This window comes from Paenibacillus kribbensis (assembly GCF_001705305.1).
GTDB lineage: Bacteria > Bacillota > Bacilli > Paenibacillales > Paenibacillaceae > Paenibacillus > Paenibacillus kribbensis_B.
Window position 1 is genome coordinate 233,146 of sequence record NZ_MCBP01000001.1, and the last position, 18,495, is coordinate 251,640.

At 47.4% G+C, this 18,495-nt stretch carries 17 protein-coding genes and 1 other annotated feature; of the genes, 6 read left to right on the top strand and 11 right to left on the bottom strand.

All coding sequences use genetic code 11. From position 1 onward, the window contains the following. The first annotated feature begins 109 nt into the window (after nt 1-109). The 3 genes from BAZ21_RS01015 (at nt 110) to BAZ21_RS01025 (ending at nt 2,171) form a co-directional block, all read left to right on the top strand. Nucleotides 110-1,090: a YpdA family putative bacillithiol disulfide reductase gene (locus tag BAZ21_RS01015; protein WP_068496259.1), complete on the top strand. Its 981-nt coding sequence runs from the start codon at nt 110-112 to the stop codon at nt 1,088-1,090. A gap of 13 nt (nt 1,091-1,103) precedes the next feature. Then, a complete protein-coding gene (locus BAZ21_RS01020) occupies nt 1,104-1,547 on the top strand; it encodes a DUF441 domain-containing protein (protein WP_068496261.1) in 444 nt (147 codons plus the stop codon). A 111-nt stretch (nt 1,548-1,658) separates the two neighbouring features. Then, a complete protein-coding gene (locus tag BAZ21_RS01025; protein WP_068496262.1) occupies nt 1,659-2,171 on the top strand; it encodes an ADP-heptose synthase in 513 nt (170 codons plus the stop codon). Between the two features lie 131 nt (nt 2,172-2,302). Here the strand turns inward: BAZ21_RS01025 and BAZ21_RS01030 are convergent, their stop codons facing one another. Then, entirely contained in the window at nt 2,303-2,605 is a 303-nt protein-coding gene (locus BAZ21_RS01030) for a HesB/YadR/YfhF family protein (RefSeq protein ID WP_007430120.1), read from the bottom strand. A 583-nt stretch (nt 2,606-3,188) separates the two neighbouring features. On the opposite strand from BAZ21_RS01030, the gene BAZ21_RS01035 reads away from it, so the two are divergent. Both BAZ21_RS01035 and BAZ21_RS01040 read left to right on the top strand, forming a co-directional pair. Further along, nucleotides 3,189-4,946 (top strand): ABC transporter ATP-binding protein, encoded by a 1,758-nt coding sequence (locus BAZ21_RS01035; protein WP_068496263.1) that lies wholly within the window; start codon nt 3,189-3,191, stop codon nt 4,944-4,946. Beyond that, on the top strand, nt 4,946-7,132 hold the full coding sequence (locus tag BAZ21_RS01040; RefSeq protein ID WP_068496264.1) for an ABC transporter ATP-binding protein: 2,187 nt from the start codon (nt 4,946-4,948) through the stop codon (nt 7,130-7,132). The genes BAZ21_RS01035 and BAZ21_RS01040 overlap by 1 nt, the downstream gene beginning before the upstream one ends. Before the next feature lie 161 nt (nt 7,133-7,293). Here BAZ21_RS01040 and BAZ21_RS01045 read toward each other — a convergent pair whose 3' ends face one another. The 3 genes from BAZ21_RS01045 to BAZ21_RS01060 form a co-directional block, all read right to left on the bottom strand. After that, complete coding sequence (locus BAZ21_RS01045) at nt 7,294-8,262, bottom strand: S-layer homology domain-containing protein (protein ID WP_068496265.1); 969 nt, start codon at nt 8,260-8,262, stop codon at nt 7,294-7,296. Between the two features lie 208 nt (nt 8,263-8,470). Continuing rightward, nucleotides 8,471-10,198 (bottom strand): arginine--tRNA ligase, encoded by a 1,728-nt coding sequence (gene argS, locus BAZ21_RS01050; protein ID WP_068496267.1) that lies wholly within the window; start codon nt 10,196-10,198, stop codon nt 8,471-8,473. An 84-nt stretch (nt 10,199-10,282) separates the two neighbouring features. Further along, nucleotides 10,283-10,571 (bottom strand) — a binding site (T-box leader). Nucleotides 10,572-10,644: 73 nt separating this feature from the next. Then, nucleotides 10,645-10,974 (bottom strand): four-helix bundle copper-binding protein, encoded by a 330-nt coding sequence (locus tag BAZ21_RS01060; RefSeq protein WP_010346302.1) that lies wholly within the window; start codon nt 10,972-10,974, stop codon nt 10,645-10,647. Between the two features lie 261 nt (nt 10,975-11,235). Between BAZ21_RS01060 and BAZ21_RS01065 the strand changes: the two genes are divergently transcribed. Continuing rightward, entirely contained in the window at nt 11,236-11,751 is a 516-nt protein-coding gene (locus BAZ21_RS01065; protein ID WP_068496271.1) for a MogA/MoaB family molybdenum cofactor biosynthesis protein, read from the top strand. Nucleotides 11,752-11,822: 71 nt separating this feature from the next. On the opposite strand, the gene BAZ21_RS01070 is transcribed toward BAZ21_RS01065, so the two are convergent. The 7 genes from BAZ21_RS01070 to pduL form a co-directional block, all read right to left on the bottom strand. Then, nucleotides 11,823-13,286, bottom strand: coding sequence for a nicotinate phosphoribosyltransferase (locus BAZ21_RS01070; RefSeq protein ID WP_068496273.1), 1,464 nt, complete (start codon nt 13,284-13,286; stop codon nt 11,823-11,825). Between the two features lie 124 nt (nt 13,287-13,410). Next, entirely contained in the window at nt 13,411-13,977 is a 567-nt protein-coding gene (locus tag BAZ21_RS01075; RefSeq protein WP_068496275.1) for a cysteine hydrolase family protein, read from the bottom strand. A 70-nt stretch (nt 13,978-14,047) separates the two neighbouring features. Continuing rightward, a complete protein-coding gene (locus BAZ21_RS01080) occupies nt 14,048-14,836 on the bottom strand; it encodes an NUDIX domain-containing protein (RefSeq protein WP_141694935.1) in 789 nt (262 codons plus the stop codon). A 65-nt stretch (nt 14,837-14,901) separates the two neighbouring features. After that, complete coding sequence (locus BAZ21_RS01085; protein ID WP_068496279.1) at nt 14,902-15,324, bottom strand: PaaI family thioesterase; 423 nt, start codon at nt 15,322-15,324, stop codon at nt 14,902-14,904. A gap of 148 nt (nt 15,325-15,472) precedes the next feature. Next, on the bottom strand, nt 15,473-15,925 hold the full coding sequence (locus BAZ21_RS01090) for a RicAFT regulatory complex protein RicA family protein (RefSeq protein WP_068496281.1): 453 nt from the start codon (nt 15,923-15,925) through the stop codon (nt 15,473-15,475). An 83-nt stretch (nt 15,926-16,008) separates the two neighbouring features. Then, complete coding sequence (miaB, locus tag BAZ21_RS01095) at nt 16,009-17,562, bottom strand: tRNA (N6-isopentenyl adenosine(37)-C2)-methylthiotransferase MiaB (RefSeq protein WP_068496283.1); 1,554 nt, start codon at nt 17,560-17,562, stop codon at nt 16,009-16,011. 293 nt (nt 17,563-17,855) lie between these two features. Continuing rightward, a complete protein-coding gene (gene pduL / locus BAZ21_RS01100; protein WP_007430106.1) occupies nt 17,856-18,428 on the bottom strand; it encodes a phosphate propanoyltransferase in 573 nt (190 codons plus the stop codon). Nucleotides 18,429-18,495 lie beyond the last annotated feature (67 nt).

An 18,495-nucleotide genomic window follows, 5' to 3' on the forward strand; every position in this document is an offset into this window, starting at 1 on the left:
CAATCCAGAGCACAGCTTTCATTGATCAAAATATTAATCAGAATGATGCACCATGCTAATCCTGCGAAATATTAACGCAGTAGACCAATACAATTGGAGGTTCATCTATATGCACGACGTAATTATTATCGGTGGAGGTCCATGCGGGCTATCCGCTGCCATCGAATGCAGCCGCAAAGGTTTGCAGACCGTCATTATTGAAAAAAGCAACATTGTTCACTCTATTTTTCTGTATCCGACGAACATGCAGTTTTTTAGCACCGCCGAACTGCTGGAGATTGGTGATGTTCCGTTCAGCACCCCCAACGACAAGCCTTTTCGTCATGAAGCTTTGGCGTATTACCGTAAAGTAGCGACACATTATAACCTGAACATTCAGCATTATGAGGAGGCTCGATCCATCGCTCGTCAGGATGATGGTACATTTACCGTTCATACCATGAGCAAGCGTGGAATACCCCAATCGTATTCGTCCCGCTATGTCGTAGTGGCTACAGGATATTTTGATCATCCGAACTATTTGGGCATTCCCGGGGAAGAATTAGATAAAGTCACTCACTATTTCAGCGAAGCCCATCCTTATACAGGAACCCGAGTCGCCGTCATTGGCGGCAGTAACTCCGCAGTAGATGCAGCGATGGAATTGGTACGGGTCGGGGCTACGATTGATATGGTATACCGTCGGACCGAGCTGTCTCCCTACATCAAGTCGTGGATTCGTCCGCTGTTCGACAGTATGGTACAAAAAGGAAAAATTACGCTGCACTTAGGTGCTCGTATTACGGAGATTCATCCGGATCATGTAGTAGTCACTCCGCTGGAGTCAGCAGCATTCCGACTGGAAAATGATTTTGTGCTGGCACTGACCGGGTTTCACCCCGAACGAAAACTACTGGAATCTGTCGGCGTCCACATGGCTGAAGATCTGGACAAACCCGAGTTTGATCCTGCCACGATGGAAACAAATATACCGGGTATATTTGTGGCAGGCGTAATCGCTTCCGGCAGCAATGCCAATGAGGTATTCATTGAAACAGGTCGCTGGCATGGACGCCAAATCGCTGAGCATATTCAAAGCCAAACGAACTAAGGAGAACACCGACATGGATTACAGCTCACTTATTTTACTGGCGCTGGCTGGTCTTGGAATTATCAGCAGCAATTCCACTGTGACCATCGCCATGGTCGTATTATTGCTACTGCGGGTAACCAGTTTGAATTCTGCCTTCCCCTGGCTTGAAAAGTACGGTTTAACGATCGGAATTATCATGCTGACAATCGGGGTCATGACCCCGCTAGCCAGCGGTAAAATCAGTATCAATCAAGTGATGGAGTCCTTTCTGCACTGGAAGTCACTGCTCGCGATTGCCATCGGCATCCTGGTAGCCTATCTTGGCGGTCGCGGAGTAACCCTGATGTCCGGTCAGCCTATTATTGTGACAGGTCTGCTCATCGGGACTGTCATTGGCGTTGCCTTCTTTAAGGGTGTACCTGTAGGACCGCTTATTGCTGCCGGACTGCTGTCTCTCTTGATCGGCCGCTCCTAAATCCTTGGCTTATGCTCCGAATGAAAGCAATCTGCATGTCGGGCTGAATTCAGTCCCGCTTTTGTGTTATACTCTTATCGCATAATTTGGTAAATGCAGGAGGCTTGACCGATGTCTCGACAATTTGTAACGGAAGCTGTAATGGTGGCCATATACGGCCAGTTGCTTACATCTCCCGCCCCTGTTGAATATATAGTGCCTTATACATCACTGCTGGAGCTATACGAGTTTAAGGATAGCACGGAGCCTCTCATGGATAATCCTATGGACGATCAGCATGTGAAGCGAAAGGTAAGCGAGCTCATCAGCTATTTTGAGGAGCCGTTGAATCAGAAAAAAATACGGCGTGCCCTTCAGATGCCCTGGGGCAAAAGCTTGCCCATTCTATTCGACGCCAACACCTCGCTCATTGTTATTAATGCTGTGGATACGGCGCACTATGGGGAATATTTTGATCCGATCGAAACCGAGCTGGTACTGACTGCCCAGCGTGAAGCATTGCCCATTTTGACAGATCAATTGGATTGGATTCACCGCATTATTGAAGCTTCTGTACCTGTGCATGTATATGACATTGATGATTTTGATTTTGCAGTCGATGATCCGATGTTTAACAATCCTTAACATATGTCATACCTCCTTAAACGCAATAAAGCGGCGGAGTATCATGCGCAGGCTAATACCCTGTAGCACGATGCTCCGCCGCTTTTTCATGTCCGCAATCAACTCTTGCACATTATTTTAACGCTGGGACATTACACTTGCGTTTCCTCCGTGTAAGTGTAAATAATGTCGTCATGTTCCTCCAAATACTTGACTTGCAGATCATGCCCCTTCAGATACCAGTAATCCTGGTCCTCCATATAAAACGTAATGCCAGCCGCTTCATGCTGCAATACGGGATGCTGCGGAGGCTCTACGGCAATTCCCAGAGAAAAGCCTGGATGCAACCCACCGCCAGAACTGTAGCGAACAAAAAAACGGATCGAATCACCATGATTCAAACCTAGCTCCTTAATGTACCACTGTGCCGCAGGTTCAGTTACCTGTATACTCATGCGTTATGCTCATCTCCTTGTACAATGACATTCTGCCAGCTATATCATAGCATCTTTTGGAATGACCACCAACCGTCCTGTACAAGCCAGCCTTTTGACACAAGGCATATACATTTTTTGAAAAAGGTTTGACAATTCGCAAAAAAGGGTGTTAAGATTCAACCATACGAGATCCATTTTGAAATTTATTACAATTTGAATGCTTACTCACGTAAGAATGAACCCAATTTGAGGAAGAAAGGAGTGTTTCCGGTGCTAAAATTTCATATTACATTTCACCCATATCTACAAACACAACAACTTCATACCGGAGCATCTCCCCTGTCGCAACTTTCGGAATTGGACCATTCACATTGTATGGTTTAATACGAGTGGTTGTCTGTGTTTGAGCAGTTTTTCAGTGGTGAGTGTGCTGAAAATACCTGCGCGCCATATGATATTGAGATTTAAGGCATATCGTCTGCGGACGGTATGCCTTTTTTGCGCCTGTTGCCCGATGAAGCTTGTGGCAGCAAACTGCTGTTGTTTTTCAAAATGGTACACAACTCTCGAATGAGCTTGTTATGAAAGGATGGGATTCCTCTTGTTTTCGGTACTCAAAAATTTAAGCTGGTTTTTTAAAAAAGAACGAAGCCGATACTCCATTGGATTGTTTATGCTGATAGCCGTTGGTATTGTAGAGCTGGCTCCTCCTCGGCTGCTAGGCAGCGCCATTGATGAGATCGTGCGCGGTACGATTTCCTGGTCCTCTCTTTGGCGTTATATTTTTATGATCTTGGGCATTCTCGCCGTCATCTACTACGTTACGTACATATGGATGCACAAGCTTTTTGGTGGTGCCAATCTGGTGGAGCGTCTGCTTCGTACGCGCTTCATGAATCATCTGCTGCGGATGACGCCGCCTTTTTTTGAACGCAATCGTACAGGTGACTTGATGGCTCGTGCCACGAACGACCTGCGTTCCGTAGCTAGTACAGCGGGCTTCGGCATGCTGACATTAACAGACTCCACGGTCTACCTGACCGTTGTACTGGTTGCCATGGGCACCCTGATTAGCTGGAAGCTGACACTGGCGTCTATCCTGCCGCTGCCTTTTATTGCGCTGGCCATGAGCATTTATGGCAAAGCCGTTCACGAGCGCTACACACTCGCACAGGATGCATTTGGCGATATGAACGACCAGGTGCTGGAATCAGTGGCAGGCATCCGGGTTATTCGCGCCTATGTGCAGGAGCGGATGGATGAAAAGCGTTTTGCAGATATTACCGAGGATGTGTTTCGTAAAAATTTGGCAGTCGCCCGAATGGACGCTCTCTTTGAACCAACCATCCGCCTGTGCGTAGGACTTAGTTACGTCATCGGCCTCGGCTATGGGATTTATCTGGTCTTTCATAACGATATCACGCTGGGCGAGCTGGTCTCCTTTAACATGTACCTGGGAATGATGATTTGGCCGATGTTTGCCATCGGTGAGCTGATTAACATCATGCAGCGTGGCAGCGCTTCTCTGGATCGGGTCAATGAAACGCTCAATGTCCAGCCAGACGTACAGGATGCAGCCCATCCCGTATCGGTTAGCCGTCCTGAGACCATTACGATGAAAGACGTTACCTTCCGTTATCCCACCTCCACTGTCGATAATTTGTCTCATATGAGCCTGGAGTTGAAACGTGGTGAAACGCTAGGCGTTGTCGGTCGAACTGGCAGCGGGAAGTCCACTTTGCTCAAACAACTTTTGCATGAGTACCCGACAGGCAGCGGTGATATTTTAATCTCTGGCACAAAGCTGGAGGACATTGCCGTTGAGCAACTGCACAGCTGGATCGGATACGTGCCGCAGGAGCAAATTTTGTTTTCCAAATCGGTACGCGAGAATATTCAGTTCGGTAAACCTGGTGCAGATGATGACGACATCATGGAAGCTATCCGCACTGCTGCCTTTGATCAAGATCTGGGCACCCTGTCCGATGGACTGGATACACTCGTTGGGGAAAAAGGGATCGCCCTGTCCGGCGGCCAGAAGCAACGTGTATCGCTGGCGCGCGCCTTTATCGGTGACCCGGATATTCTGGTGCTCGACGATGCACTGTCTGCAGTAGATGCTCGTACGGAAGCACGTATTATCGAAAATATCCGGCGTAAGCGCTCGGGTAAAACAACCCTGATCTCCACTCACCGTCTCTCGGCTGTTGAACATGCAGACCGGATCGTCGTGCTGGAGCAAGGACGCATTATTGAGGAAGGAACCCACAGTGAGCTGCTTGAGGCTGGCGGTTGGTATCGGCAGCAGTACGAACGGCAACAAGTGGAATCTGATCTGACCTCAGGGGAGGTATCCTAATGAAACCCAATGTCGGCAAAAGGCTGTTCCAGTACGCCCTGACGAGCAAAGCAGGTTTTATCGCTGCACTCATCGCACTGGCTATTGGAGTAGCCGCCGAGCTGGCCGGACCCTTCATCGCCAAAACGATGATCGACGACCATATGCTCGCTATAGAAAAACCATTTTATGAAACAACGAGTGTGGACGGCACTGTAAGTTTTGCCGGAACCCACTTTAAGCGTGAAGACCGCTTTGAGCCTGGAGAAGCCAAAGGTCGCGAAGCGAGGATTTTACAAGTTGGCAAATCCTTTGTATTTGTTGATGGCTCGGTGCAGGTAGCTGACGGCAACCGCTCCTTTGCCAACGGTACGCTGACGGTGACACGCGGCTCCGATACCTTTCGCTATGAAGCCAAGGCTTTGACTGCTGATGAGCTGTATAGCTTTTACAAACCGGAAATGCCCGGCATCTTTCAGCTGATTGGCTGGTATTGCTTCTTTCTGGTCGTTTCGATCTTTGCCGAGTTTGGCAAAACGTACTGGCTGCAATCCTCTGCCAACAAGGTCATTCAGAAGCTTCGGCTGGACCTCTACGCGCACATTCAGCGCTTGCCGGTTTACTTTTTTGACAACCTGCCCGCAGGCAAGGTCGTATCGCGTGTTACGAATGATACTGAAGCGGTAAAAGACTTGTTCGTAGCTGTACTGTCAAACTTCACCTCCGGCATTGTGACGATGACAGGGGTATATGTTGCACTCTTCCTGCTGGACTTCAGACTGGGCCTAATCTCCTTGTTCATTGTACCGCTGCTGATCTTGTGGATTGTGCTATACCGCAAGGTGGCTACACGCTACAATACGATCATTCGATCCAGGCTCAGTGAAATCAATGCAATTATCAATGAATCTATTCAGGGCATGTCCATTATTCGTGTATTCCGGCATCAGAAGCAAACGCAAACCGAGTTTGAAGAATTAAATGATGACTATATGAAGCATCAGAATAAAATGCTGAATTTGAACGCTTTTACTTCGCACAATTTGGTCAACGTGTTGAGAAACCTCGCCTTTGCTGTGGTGTTGTGGTATTTCGGATCCAAGGCGCTCGGCACCACAGACAGTGCGATATCGCTAGGTGTCCTGTATGCCTTCGTCGATGTGCTGGGACGACTGTTCCAACCTATGACAGGTATGGTCAACCAACTCGCCGTACTGGATACGTCCATCGTGTCCTCTGGACGGGTATTTGAACTGATGGATGAAACCGGAGAACCCGTGACGGACGGCACCATGCCGCGCTACAAAGGGAAGGTTGCATTTGACGACGTATCTTTTGCCTACAAAAAGGATGATGTGCTTAAGCATATTTCCTTTACAGCACAGCCCGGCCAAACGGTTGCCCTGGTCGGACATACCGGATCAGGTAAAAGCTCGATTATTAATCTGCTGTTCCGCTTCTATGATCCGCAGAAAGGAACGATCACCATTGACGGAACGCCTGTCAAGGAAATCCCTAAGCAATGGCTTCGCCATCATATGGGCATTGTTCTTCAAGATCCGTATTTGTTCACAGGTACGGTAGCCTCCAATGTCAGTCTCGGTGACAGCCGCATCACCAGAGAACAGGTGGACAAAGCGCTGCGTGACGTTGGAGCTGACAAACTGTTAGCCCACTTGCCGCAAGGCTTTGATGAACCCGTTATTGAAAAAGGCAGCACGTTATCTGCCGGACAGCGCCAGCTTATTTCCTTTGCGCGCGCACTGGCCTTCGATCCAGCCATTTTGATTCTGGATGAAGCTACTGCCAATATTGATACCGAAACAGAGGCGCTCATTCAATCTGCCCTTGAGGTACTTAAAAAGGGACGTACGACCTTTATCATCGCTCACCGTTTGTCGACCATTCGGAGTGCGGACCAAATTTTGGTGCTGCACCGGGGTGAAATTGTGGAACGCGGTAGCCATGAGGAGCTTATGGCTCATGGTGGTCGTTATTTCCAAATGTATCAGCTTCAGTCGGGAACGGTTGGAACAGATGCAGATGCATCCGCATCGCCTGCGCAGGACGGCTTGCTTGGCGGTAAAGATACTGTAGCCGCAATGGCTACGGTTTCTGGAAAGTCTGACAATCGGACGGGTTCCAGCGCTTCGCAGAAAGCAGGTTCCGGTCAAGGCGGCCCCGGCTTGGTTGGCGGAAACGCTTAAGTCGGCTCGTAAAGCTGAAATGAACGACATTACATTGGGCAAATGATCCGCATTGATGCATTAAAATTATGCATTAAAAAACCAGCAAGTTTCCACTAGATATAGGAGACTTGCTGGTTCTATTTTTTTATATGCTATATTTCCCGAATCAGCTAAAGACCTTATTTAGCTACCGATGTACCTGTTCCTGCGGGTGGAAATACGGTTCCTTCTACAGCTTTGAGCGTAACCTTATATTTGCTGTCCACCAATGTACTTGTGTGGGTATCTGTAATAACCTGGATGTTCATTTCTCCCGGCTTTGGACTTGTTAGCTTGTAGTAAATGACTGCATTCGTATCATCTATATAGTCGATATGATCCACTTCAATGCCGTAACCTGGATTAGGTGCTTGCAAACGCGTGATTGTCACCTTGTTCTGCCGATCATTCGCCTTTTCTATGCTCATACTAATACCGTTTTGCTGAACCGGGTCTGAAGGCTCGGCCGGATTTTCAGGAGTGGCTTCAACCGGTCTATGATTTTGCACAAATTCAGATGCATTATAGACCATTTCCGCTGCCTCCATTCGAGTTACTTTACGATTCGGATTAAAGTTGCTTTGTTCATCCAATTTGGCAATTTTGGTCAACAGCAGAAATTGAACTGCTTCACTTGAATCCTGGTCCAGCTTTTTACCGTCCGCTACATTAACGTACATACGAACAGTTGGGTATTCTCCTGTGGCACTCACTGCTTTATACAGAATGTTCGCAAATTGTTCCCTTGTCATGCGGGTGCTCGGGTCAATATCCGGTGACAGAGGGATTTGATGCTGTGCTGCAATCCGGTAGGACTTGGCATACCAGGCTGAAGCGGGAATGTTTGCAAAGGAACCGGTTGTGAAATCGGGCATAACCTGAAGATCCATGGCATTAACGACCATATGCACTCCTTGTGCATAGGTAAGTGTTTGATCAGGTGCAAACTTGTCCTTTGTTATTCCCTGAATAATACCTTTCTCCTGAAGCGAATTCACGATTTTCTCCTGTTCAGCTCCTTTTATATCACGAAAAGCAGAAGCCGATGTGGCAACTGCCAATGAGCAGATGACGAGTAGAGCAGCTGTCACACTTTTATTTTTTTTCATAAGGTGCACCTCCATGTTTACTATGTTCTATACTTACCGACGCAATAGGAGCAGCAAATGTTTCACATATGCACAAAAGGATTGCAAAACAGCACAGTTCTTGCGATCAGTGTAACCCGTTAAGCTCCTTTCTGCTCACAATCTTTAGGTATACACCGATCAGCACAAAAGCATACAGCGCAAGAAACAGCCCTTTATTTCGCTTTGATTACATCCGGTTAGGCGCTTTCAGCCCAAGAAGCTGCAGCGTACTTGCCAGAATATCCGCAGTTTGCTCCGCCAGCTGAATACGCCATCGTCCACCATCAACAATCCGTTCCTTGGCGTAAAAACGGTTGAACGCCTGTGCCGTATCCAACGCAAATCTCGCCATAACCGAAGGCTCCAGCTGCCGAACCGCACGTATCAGTTGTCCATGATAGCGATCCAGCTGCTTAAGCAACTCCCAGCCAGCATCACCGAGCATCACGCTTGTTCCACCGTCAGTGCAATCAGGTGAATGTCCCTTCTGTACAGGGACGATGTCACTGATAGTAGAACGGGCATCAGCGCTAGCACGAGCTTTTTCCAGAAGACTGCGTATACGCGCATGAGTGTACTGCACATAAGGCCCGGTCTCGCCCTCAAAGGTCAGCGCCTCCTCCAGTGAAAAATCGACTTCATTTAGACGGTTATTTTTTAAATCACCAAAAATAATCGCTCCGATCCCAACGTCCTCAGCTATTTCCTGTTGATCCTGCAAATCAGGGTTCTTCTGCGTGATAATGGCTTGAGCACGCACTACAGCTTCATCGAGCACCTCCTCCAGCTTCACAACCTTGCCGCGTCTCGTAGACATTTTCTTACCTGCGAACCGCATCAGTCCAAACGGCACATGCTCACATTGCTCCGCCCATGCCTCCCCTGCACGCTTCAGTACCGCAAATACCTGCTGAAAATGCAACCTCTGCTCCCCGCCAACGACGTAAAGCAACCGATCAGCCTTCATCACCTTACGACGATAGATCGCTGTTGCCAGGTCACGTGTCGGATAAATCGTGGTCCCATCCTTTTTCAAAATAAGGCACGGTGGCAGCTCCTCCTCTTCCAGACGAACCACGAGTGCCCCGTCGCTTTCCTCCAGCAGTTCTTTCGTTCTTAATTGGGCAACTACTGCTTGCATCTTATCATTGTAAAAGCTTTCCCCTAGCACATGGTCGAATGTAATGTTCAAACGCTGGTACATGCGATCAAATTCACCCAGACTGACCTCAACAAAAAACTCCCATAGTCGCTGTGCCTCGGCATCCCCATGCTCCAAACGCCGGAACCACTCGCGGCCTTCATCCTCCAAAGACGGGTCACGCTCGGCCTCCTGATGAAAACGCACATATAGCTTAAGCGACTCTCCAATCGGATCCTGTTGCAGCTGCTCCTCATTGCCCCATCTTTTATAGGCTGCAATTTGCTTGCCAAATTGTGTTCCCCAGTCCCCCAGATGATTTACGCTAATAGGAACATGTCCCGTTTCCCCCAGAATGCGATACAGGGCAGCACCGATGACAGTAGAGCGAAGATGGCCGATACCAAACGGTTTGGCGATGTTAGGTGAGGACATATCAATCACCACCCGCTGCCCATGCCCGATATCTGGCTTGAGGAAATCAGGTTGGTTCAATTCAGCCAGCATAAGCGGAATCTGAACAGAACGATTCAGTGTTATATTTACATAGGCACCAGCAGCCGAAGCACTTAAACCTTCCTCATGGCTTATTGCCTCCGCCAATTCAAGCGCAATTTGCTGTGGAGACTTGCGAAGCTTTTTAGCCAGCACAAAACACGGAAACGCCAAATCTCCCCATTCCGGCTGCGGAGGTATCTCCAATAAAGATAAAATTTCCTTCTCCCCCAAGCCCGTATGGGTCAATAAAACCTTAGCAGCAGTCAACAATAACATGTCTTCTCTCTCCTTCTCTATTAAGATTTCAGGATTTTGCAAAATCCTTGTCTAACAAAAAAAGCTCCCGCCTCTTGAACTAATTCAAGAGACGAGAACTTCAATATCCCCGCGGTACCACTCTTCGTAAATCGGGTTGCGCAGCCAAAGCTAGCTTACACAAATCGCCGATTTCACTCGAATGACGAATAACGGTGTCTGCCGGGCTGATCTACTAAAGGAACTACACTCAAGGAAATCTCCTGAATGTACTCCATGCTTCGACCAACCGTCTCCCGGGTGCGCTTCACATCAAACCTCATACCGGCTTCCACCTTTTCCGGCTCGCTGTAATGATTGGCTCCAATGCTACTCTCCCATTCCACGACGTTAATTCCCATCATTATACAAATCTATTCAGTAGAAAGCAACCTTTTCTTCTTCAGGCGCTAACTCCATATATGTAATTACACAGCCACCAATTGGCGGCAAGCCTGAAAGCAACGACGGCAGACTTCTGCACATTGTTTGCAATGATCATGGGTATGCTTGCTGCATTCGGCAGCGCATACTTCACAGGCATGAGCACACAACTCACAGATTTGCTCGGCGAAATTGGTTCCGTGCTCCAGCATTTGAGCAGCAAACCCGCATATCTCCGCACATTCCCTGCTCACTCGGATACATTCACGCAACATGGCCAAATCATATTCCTTTAAGCTCGCTACATTGCAAACATTGCAAGCGTTCAAACATTCCAGGCAAGCATCTACACATTGTTGGTATGAATGATTCATGTTACATTCCCTCCCAGTTGTTGACCCTGCTGTACTATTACCCACTAACGAATGAGATTAACTCCATTGGTGTTCACGCTTTCAAGAATATATAACCAAAATGCTCCGGCTTATGTAAGGAAGTGTACTATATTCCAATACATGAACGCAAGGATATTCATCACAAGGCTTTGATTCTTCCACTTCTGACTTGCATACAAGCCACCATTCCTCTATTGTAAAAAGAGTATGCTTAACCACCACCAAGGAGTGAACATAGCAATGAATATATCTTCTGTAGAGGAACATCGACGGGAAGCTCCGCAGCGGGTTAGCTGTATGGTCATCACCGTCTCCGACACGCGCACCGAAGAAACAGATACTGGAGGACGATTGCTTATAGACTTGCTGGAAACCGACGGCTATGAGGTTGTCCGATACGTCATCGTCAAAGATGACTATGAAGGCATCCGGCAATTGGTATCCGAAGCTGTCGAACAAGTTGACATCGAAGCTGTGCTTTTGACAGGCGGCACTGGTATTTCCCCTCGGGATACTACATATGAAGCTATCTCCTCCCTACTGGATAAAGAGCTGCCAGGGTTTGGGGAAATCTTCCGCTATCTAAGCTTTGCTGAGGATATTGGTTCAGCAGCTATATTAAGCCGTGCTGTGGCCGGTACGATAGGCCAGACAGCTGTATTTTCCATGCCTGGCTCACGTGGGGCTGTACGTTTGGCGATGGAACGCATTATTGTACCTGAGCTGAGACATGTCATGAGAGAAATTTATAAGTAAGCTTTCTTTTTCCATACTCGCCGCAACACAAAAAGGCACCCCATACATTCATGAGGTGCCTCTTCATGCTATTATTCCTTTTCTTCTACTTCAGGCTGCATATAGCTGTCGATCAGCTTTTGCTTCAGCCCCCACACCTTTTCGCTGAGATTAACGCGATAAATTTCAGGGTTCAGCTTCCGCAAATATTCTGGCCAAAACAGCTTCAACTGTGAAGCATGGTAAACTCGAATTTCATCCAGCTTGGGAAGCTCATATACCTTCTGCCCGTTTACGAAAATGGGCTCAAGCATCGGTACAGCTTCGTAATTTTCTACATATTTTTTCATATATGGATGCAAAGGATTAAACAGTTTCAGACGCTTTCCATTACGCGGACGCTCTTCATCCGGAAAAGAAATATAATCTGCAACGGCTTTTCCCTTCTTTTTATCCACGATGCGGTATACATCCTTTTTGCCCGGTGTGGATACTTTTTCCGGATTGCCCGAAATCTTAATCGTCGGCAGCATTTCGCCGTCCACTTCCCGCTCAACCAGCTTGTACACTCCCCCAAGTGAAGGTTGATCCGAAGCTGTAATAAGCTGTGTTCCCACACCCCATACATCAATACGCGCCCCTTGGGCTTTCAAATTAAAAATTGTATTTTCATCCAAATCATTGGAAGCCACAATTTGTACATAATCTAAACCTTCCGCATCAAGCATTTCCCGCGCCTGGATGGATAGATAAGCTAAATCACCGCTGTCGAGACGGATTGAATTCATGCGCTTACCCTGGCTCTCCAGCATCTTCGCTGTACGAATCGCATGAGGAACGCCGCTTTCCAGCGTGTCAAAGGTGTCTACCAGCAGCGTAACCTGATCTGGCAAAACCTTGGCATACACGTCAAAAGCCTCCTGCTCCGACATAAAGGTTTGCACCCAGGAATGAGCATGTGTTCCCTTCGTCGGAATCCCAAAGTGCTCTCCAGCCAGCATGTTGGACGTCGCGTCAAAGCCTGCTACATAAGCTGCGCGTGCCCCCCAAATTGCCGCATCTGCTTCCTGTGCACGCCGTGTGCCGAATTCAAGCAGCGTGTCGTCATTTGCCACCTGTTTAATACGTGATGCCTTGGTAGCGATCAGCGTCTGATAATTCATAAAATTCAATATCGCCGTCTCCACCAGCTGTGTTTCCATAATCGTTCCCTCAACGCGTATCAGAGGCTCGTTCGGAAATACGAGAGCTCCTTCCTTCATCGAATGAACCGTTCCGCGAAATCTAAACTGCCGCAAAGCCTCCAGAAACATAGGATCATACTTCTCCTCCTGTTCTGACAGGTAGCGAATATCCTCTTCTGTAAAACGCAAATTTGAGATGTAATTCACAATACGTTCCAGACCAGCGAACACCGCATAACCGTTGCCAAATGGCAACTTACGGAAATACGCCTCGAACACTGCTTTACGCTGGTGACTTCCATTCACCCAGTGAGCGTACATCATATTAATCTGATATTTATCTGTATGTAATGCGAGGCTCGTTGACTGCATCATATTCATCCTCTCTGACTGTCACCGGTTTTGCGATTGCGACGGCGTACCGCCTCATCTGTCCAGTTCAGCAATATCCGACTCCATTTTGTTATCGGATACTGGTACACAATCGTTAAGTTATTTACTTGTTCTGTAATAAAATCGTATCTTCAGCCGACCATACGGCAGCTCCCAGACTTCCCTCAAAATGACCCAAAGCCCAATCATGTCCAGCCTGATTAAAGCTCGCCACGGCATCCTTGTATACGGTAATAGCAAAGCCTTTGTTATACGCGTCTACAGCCGTGTGGAGTACACAGATATCCGTACATACACCAATCAGATGAACTTCCAAAATACCTCGTTCGCGCAGCCTGAGCTCCAGATCGGTCCCAGCGAACGCACTATACCGTGTTTTATCCAACCAATAGATAGAATCCCTTTGTTTCTCATAGAGGGGGTGGAGCTTGCCATATAAATGTCGTCCCTCAGTTCCACGTATATTATGTGGAGGAAACAGCTTGCTCTCCGGGTGATAAGGATCTTTTTCCTCATGTAAATCCACAGCCATGACAACAAAGTCCCCCTGATCCACATACGCCTGTGTGATTGCTGCAATCCGATCATCCAAGTCAATCGCCGGTTGACCTACAGGCAAGCTGCCATCTACAAAATCCTTTGTGTAATCAATAACAATGAGTGCCTTCATCGTACAGTCAGCTCCTTCATCCTCAACGTCGGGGATTGTGCGCTCTTCGTAGGACCTCTATCTCATCACACTATGTGTAGATAGACAATCGCGGTACTCCGTCACTAAAACGGTACAGCTGAGCCGGTCTCTGTGAATACTGATTGGAACTGAGCGGTTTACCATCTTCATCCCGTACCTCTTCCAGAATTCCCTGTCTGCTGCGGGTCGATGTTATTTTACGGATAAAATTCGGCTCTTCAAAATCCGGTACGACACTCTGAATCACCTGATACAGCTCGCCCAGTGTAAAATGTAGAGGCAAAAACTGCTTGGCTATCGTTGTCTGCAGCATCTGCAACTGAATCTTCCGATAAGCATCGACGATAATGTCCCGGTGATCAAACGCCAACTCCAATTCCTCCAGCGCCTCACGGATCGTGAACAGCCCTACCTCGGAAGCATCATCCGCTGCCTGCCGCTGCTCCAGCATCCATTCCTCTACCAGTGCAAAAAATGCATGCGATATAATCCAGCCACGCGGATCACGCCCCGGTCCGCTGTATACACCTAAATACTCCAGATGTCCGCCGTCCACACCAGTTTCCTCTAACAGCTCCCGCTTGGCCGCTCCATACATAGACTCATCTTCCTGGCAAAACCCTCCGGGCAACGCCCAGCGTCCTGCAAACGGCCACCTGCGGCGCTTGATGAGCATTACCTTCAGTTCCCGGATCGGCAATGTTTTCGTCACCGTCTTGCGTTCCCGCTTCGTTAAGGTAAACATAACGATATCTGCCGGAGCACCATCCGGGGTGCGGTATTTCTTAATGTTGTACGACGCCTTCTGGGCCTCTTCATTTACACGATTGTTATCCATTCGCATCACCATATTATATCGTTTTGATAAATTCATTATGACATAATAAAAAGTTTTGTCAAGCGCTAGACCTTGTCTGAGTCATTGGGTTGTTTATGCAACACTCGAAAGGTCGCCGTAGATATGCATCCGAGAGTCCCTTCACTATCCCTTACTTCTGCTTCCGTAGTGATGGTGCGACCTGCCTGATGAAGAATCCGAGCCTTCGCTTCCAGTGCTCCTTGCCTCATCGCTGACAAAAAATGAACATTCAGGTTCGTCGTCACACATGACTGCAGTTGACGTGAGCTCATAGCTACCATTCCCATGGCCTGATCCATTAACGAAGTCAGCACGCCTCCATGGACGATCCCCATGACATTCGTATGCTGCGGGCCAGCCTGCAAAGCGATGCGTACCTCGTTCTCGTCCACACCGACCAGCTCACACCCCAAATAACTCCAGAATGTGTTCCCTTCCCCCTCTACCATCTTACGCAGCTTATCCATTCCTAGTTTTCATCCCTTCTTCAATATCCGTTACTTCCGATGTCCACCACAGTATGCATGGTTCAGTATGCATGGTTCAGTGTGCACACCTCCGATTGCCTCCGAAAAAAAGGCGTGGAAGCTAAGCCTCCACACCATACATCTGATTTTAGTCACTACAATTAGAGGCAGAAGTGCTTTTTCCCTCTTCTACATTCACCTTTTCCGAAACCGTATCACGGATAGCCATGATCACCATTTGCAGCAATTCATTAATTTCCACCTGACTTTGCTGGAACTCCGTTACAATCGGAATCCCGTCAAGCTCTTCCTGCAGCTCCTGAAGCTCGGCCTCTATTTTGGCAATCATTTTTTGATTCTTCAAGGATTCAAAGGCTACAATTTCCTTTTGCTTCTTCTTCATGGTTGCAATCAGTTGCTGGATGCGCTCATGATCCCGGATCTTTTCTTCTGCTTTCCGAAATAACTGCACTTCCTCACTGTTGCCCAAAATACCTGCCAACTCTTTGGCTTTTGCCAATATCATATCGCGATTGACCAAATGATCATGCTGGCGCGCCGCCGATTGAAGTTCTGTCTGTTGCAACCGCTCCTCTGTCACTGTCCATCGCTCCTTTTCTCACATAGACGTTCTTGCACCCGTTGGTACTATAGTCATTCAAATGCAACACGCTAGAATCTTTTTTATCCGTTAACCGCAACTGCGGTTTGAACCAGATCACCCTTGATGTAGAAGGTCATAGGCTCTGTAATTTTCACTTGAACAAAAGTACCGATCAGATCCTTGGAACCTTCAAAATGCACGAGCTTATTAGATCGGGTTCGTCCGGCAAGCACCTCGCTGTTATTTTTGCTCTCGCCTTCTACCAGTACCTCAACCACCTCGCCCCGCAGTCGACTATTAAAGCGGAGACTGTTTTCATTCACAACCTTGTTAAGGCGTTGAAGACGCTCTTTTTTGACCGCCATAGGTACATTGTCTTCCATCGAAGCAGCTGGCGTACCTTCACGTGGTGAATAGATGAATGTGTAGGCGAAGTCGTAACCGACCTCCCGCACAAGTGATAGTGTATCTTCAAACTGTTCGTCTGTTTCACCCGGAAAACCTACAATAATGTCCGTTGTGAGAGAAACATGCGGAACAGCCGCTTTGATCTTCGCTGCCAGATCCAGAACACGTTCACGAGTATATTTTCGGTTCATTTTCTTCAATATATCCGTATTGCCGGATTGTACCGGCAGATGAATATGCTCCACCAAATTGCCGCCCTTACCGAGCACTTCAACCAAATGGTCATCAAAATCACGTGGATGTGATGTGGTAAAACGTACACGCGGGATGTTGATCTTGCGCATATCATCCATCAGATCTCCGAATCTGTAATTCATATCCTTCAAATCCTTGCCATAGGCATTGACATTCTGACCTAGCAGGGTAATCTCTTTAAAGCCCTGACGTGCCAAATCCCGTACCTCGGCGATAACATCCTCTGGTCGACGGCTTCTTTCCTTACCACGTGTGAAGGGGACGATGCAGTAGGTACAAAATTTATCACAGCCGTACATGATGTTTACCCAAGCCCGCATGCCCTCGCGCTTCTTCGGCAGGTTTTCGATAATGTCGCCTTCCTTGGACCACACTTCGACCACCATTTCTTTGCTGAAGAGCGCTTCTTTAACAAGTTGAGGCAAACGGTGAATATTATGGGTACCAAAAATCATATCAACAAAACCGTGTTTTTGCATAATTCGGTTAACGACATTCTCTTCCTGCGACATACAGCCACACACGCCGAGCAGCAGTCCTGGCTTTTCTGTTTTGAGATGCTTGAGATGACCCAGCTCGCCAAATACTTTATCCTCCGCATTTTCACGGATGGCGCAAGTGTTCAATAAAATGATGTCTGCTTCCTTCCGATCCTCGGTTGCCTGGTAGCCCATCTGCTCCAGCAAGCCTTTTATAGTTTCGGAATCATGCTCATTCATCTGGCAACCGAATGTATATACGATATAATGCTTTCCCTGACCGATATGCTTTAGCTCATCCGGGACTGCGTTATCATACAATACCTGTACGTCCTCTTTACCGCGCTGCTTTTCTTTTCTATGGTTCGGCTCCGCCATAATGTTGATTTCACGTCCGCGAATGCGGATCTTTTTGCTATGCTCATCTTCAGAAATAATCTTCGCATCCGAGAAATCAAAATATTTGGAGTAATCTTTTGTTTCCTTAGCCATTCCTGGTCACTCCTTACACCATCTATTTCACGCCATTTGCGCTTTTACTAAATTCCTATACATGTGTATTTTTTTAAGCCCATTAATATCCTTTGAAAAAGGCATTACACTAAATTATAGCATGATTTATAGGTCATAGCCATAGAGCAGCCACAAACACCAAATGCCTTCAATCTGAATGAGTGATCTCTATATGTATATGTGAAGATTTGTGAATTTTCTATATATGTAAAAAAGCCCGATTCCTTTGCAAGAATCGAGCTTCCACAGCCTTCCGGCATCCAATACGTATATTAGTCTACGATTTCTGCGCTGTCGCCGTTTTTCACACCGGCTCCGTTCGCTTCATCCGTATCAATGTGCATATCCAAAGCAAAGGAATCAGATACACGTGCAATCACATTTTCAAACACAAGGCCACGTTCGCCGCCGACACGTACTTTCAGCAGCTGCTTGTCCTTAATGTCCCATTTAGCTGCATCAGATGTATGAAAATGAATATGACGGGCTGCTACAATAACACCCTCTTGCAGTTCCACTTCTCCGGCTGGTCCTTTTACCGTGATTCCTGGTGTACCATCAATGCTGCCAGATTCACGTACAGGTGCTTTAACACCAATAGCAAAGGAATCTGTACGGGAAATTTCGAGCTGGGAAGCTGGACGAGCCGGTCCCAAAATGCGAACCTTATCAAATTGGCCCTTAGAACCAATTACAGCTACGGTCTCATTTGCGGCAAATTGTCCTGGTTGGGACAAAGGTTTAAATTCAGTCAATTGATAGCCTGCTCCAAACAAAATTTCAATATGTTCTTGAGTCAGGTGAATATGACGTGCGGAAACGCCGACAGGTACGATTTTGCTCATCGTAAGGTCACTCCTTTTTCTCTATACAATACTTTACATACCTATGCTATTATACTCCTATTTCGTC

Excerpts from the sequence above, each read along its gene's own strand:
- BAZ21_RS01020 (WP_068496261.1), top strand. The coding sequence starts at position 1,104 with ATGGATTACAGCTCACTTATTTTACTGGCGCTGGCTGGTCTTGGAATT.
- BAZ21_RS01075 (WP_068496275.1), bottom strand. The coding sequence starts at position 13,977 with ATGAAGGCACTCATTGTTATTGATTACACAAAGGATTTTGTAGATGGC.
- BAZ21_RS01060 (WP_010346302.1), bottom strand. The coding sequence starts at position 10,974 with ATGAATCATTCATACCAACAATGTGTAGATGCTTGCCTGGAATGTTTG.
- BAZ21_RS01025 (WP_068496262.1), top strand. The coding sequence starts at position 1,659 with ATGTCTCGACAATTTGTAACGGAAGCTGTAATGGTGGCCATATACGGC.
- BAZ21_RS01045 (WP_068496265.1), bottom strand. The coding sequence starts at position 8,262 with ATGAAAAAAAATAAAAGTGTGACAGCTGCTCTACTCGTCATCTGCTCA.
- miaB (WP_068496283.1), bottom strand. The coding sequence starts at position 17,562 with ATGGCTAAGGAAACAAAAGATTACTCCAAATATTTTGATTTCTCGGAT.
- argS (WP_068496267.1), bottom strand. The coding sequence starts at position 10,198 with ATGTTATTGTTGACTGCTGCTAAGGTTTTATTGACCCATACGGGCTTG.
- BAZ21_RS01070 (WP_068496273.1), bottom strand. The coding sequence starts at position 13,286 with ATGCAGTCAACGAGCCTCGCATTACATACAGATAAATATCAGATTAAT.
- BAZ21_RS01040 (WP_068496264.1), top strand. The coding sequence starts at position 4,946 with ATGAAACCCAATGTCGGCAAAAGGCTGTTCCAGTACGCCCTGACGAGC.
- BAZ21_RS01085 (WP_068496279.1), bottom strand. The coding sequence starts at position 15,324 with ATGGATAAGCTGCGTAAGATGGTAGAGGGGGAAGGGAACACATTCTGG.
- pduL (WP_007430106.1), bottom strand. The coding sequence starts at position 18,428 with ATGAGCAAAATCGTACCTGTCGGCGTTTCCGCACGTCATATTCACCTG.
- BAZ21_RS01080 (WP_141694935.1), bottom strand. The coding sequence starts at position 14,836 with ATGGATAACAATCGTGTAAATGAAGAGGCCCAGAAGGCGTCGTACAAC.
- BAZ21_RS01030 (WP_007430120.1), bottom strand. The coding sequence starts at position 2,605 with ATGAGTATACAGGTAACTGAACCTGCGGCACAGTGGTACATTAAGGAG.
- BAZ21_RS01015 (WP_068496259.1), top strand. The coding sequence starts at position 110 with ATGCACGACGTAATTATTATCGGTGGAGGTCCATGCGGGCTATCCGCT.
- BAZ21_RS01065 (WP_068496271.1), top strand. The coding sequence starts at position 11,236 with ATGAATATATCTTCTGTAGAGGAACATCGACGGGAAGCTCCGCAGCGG.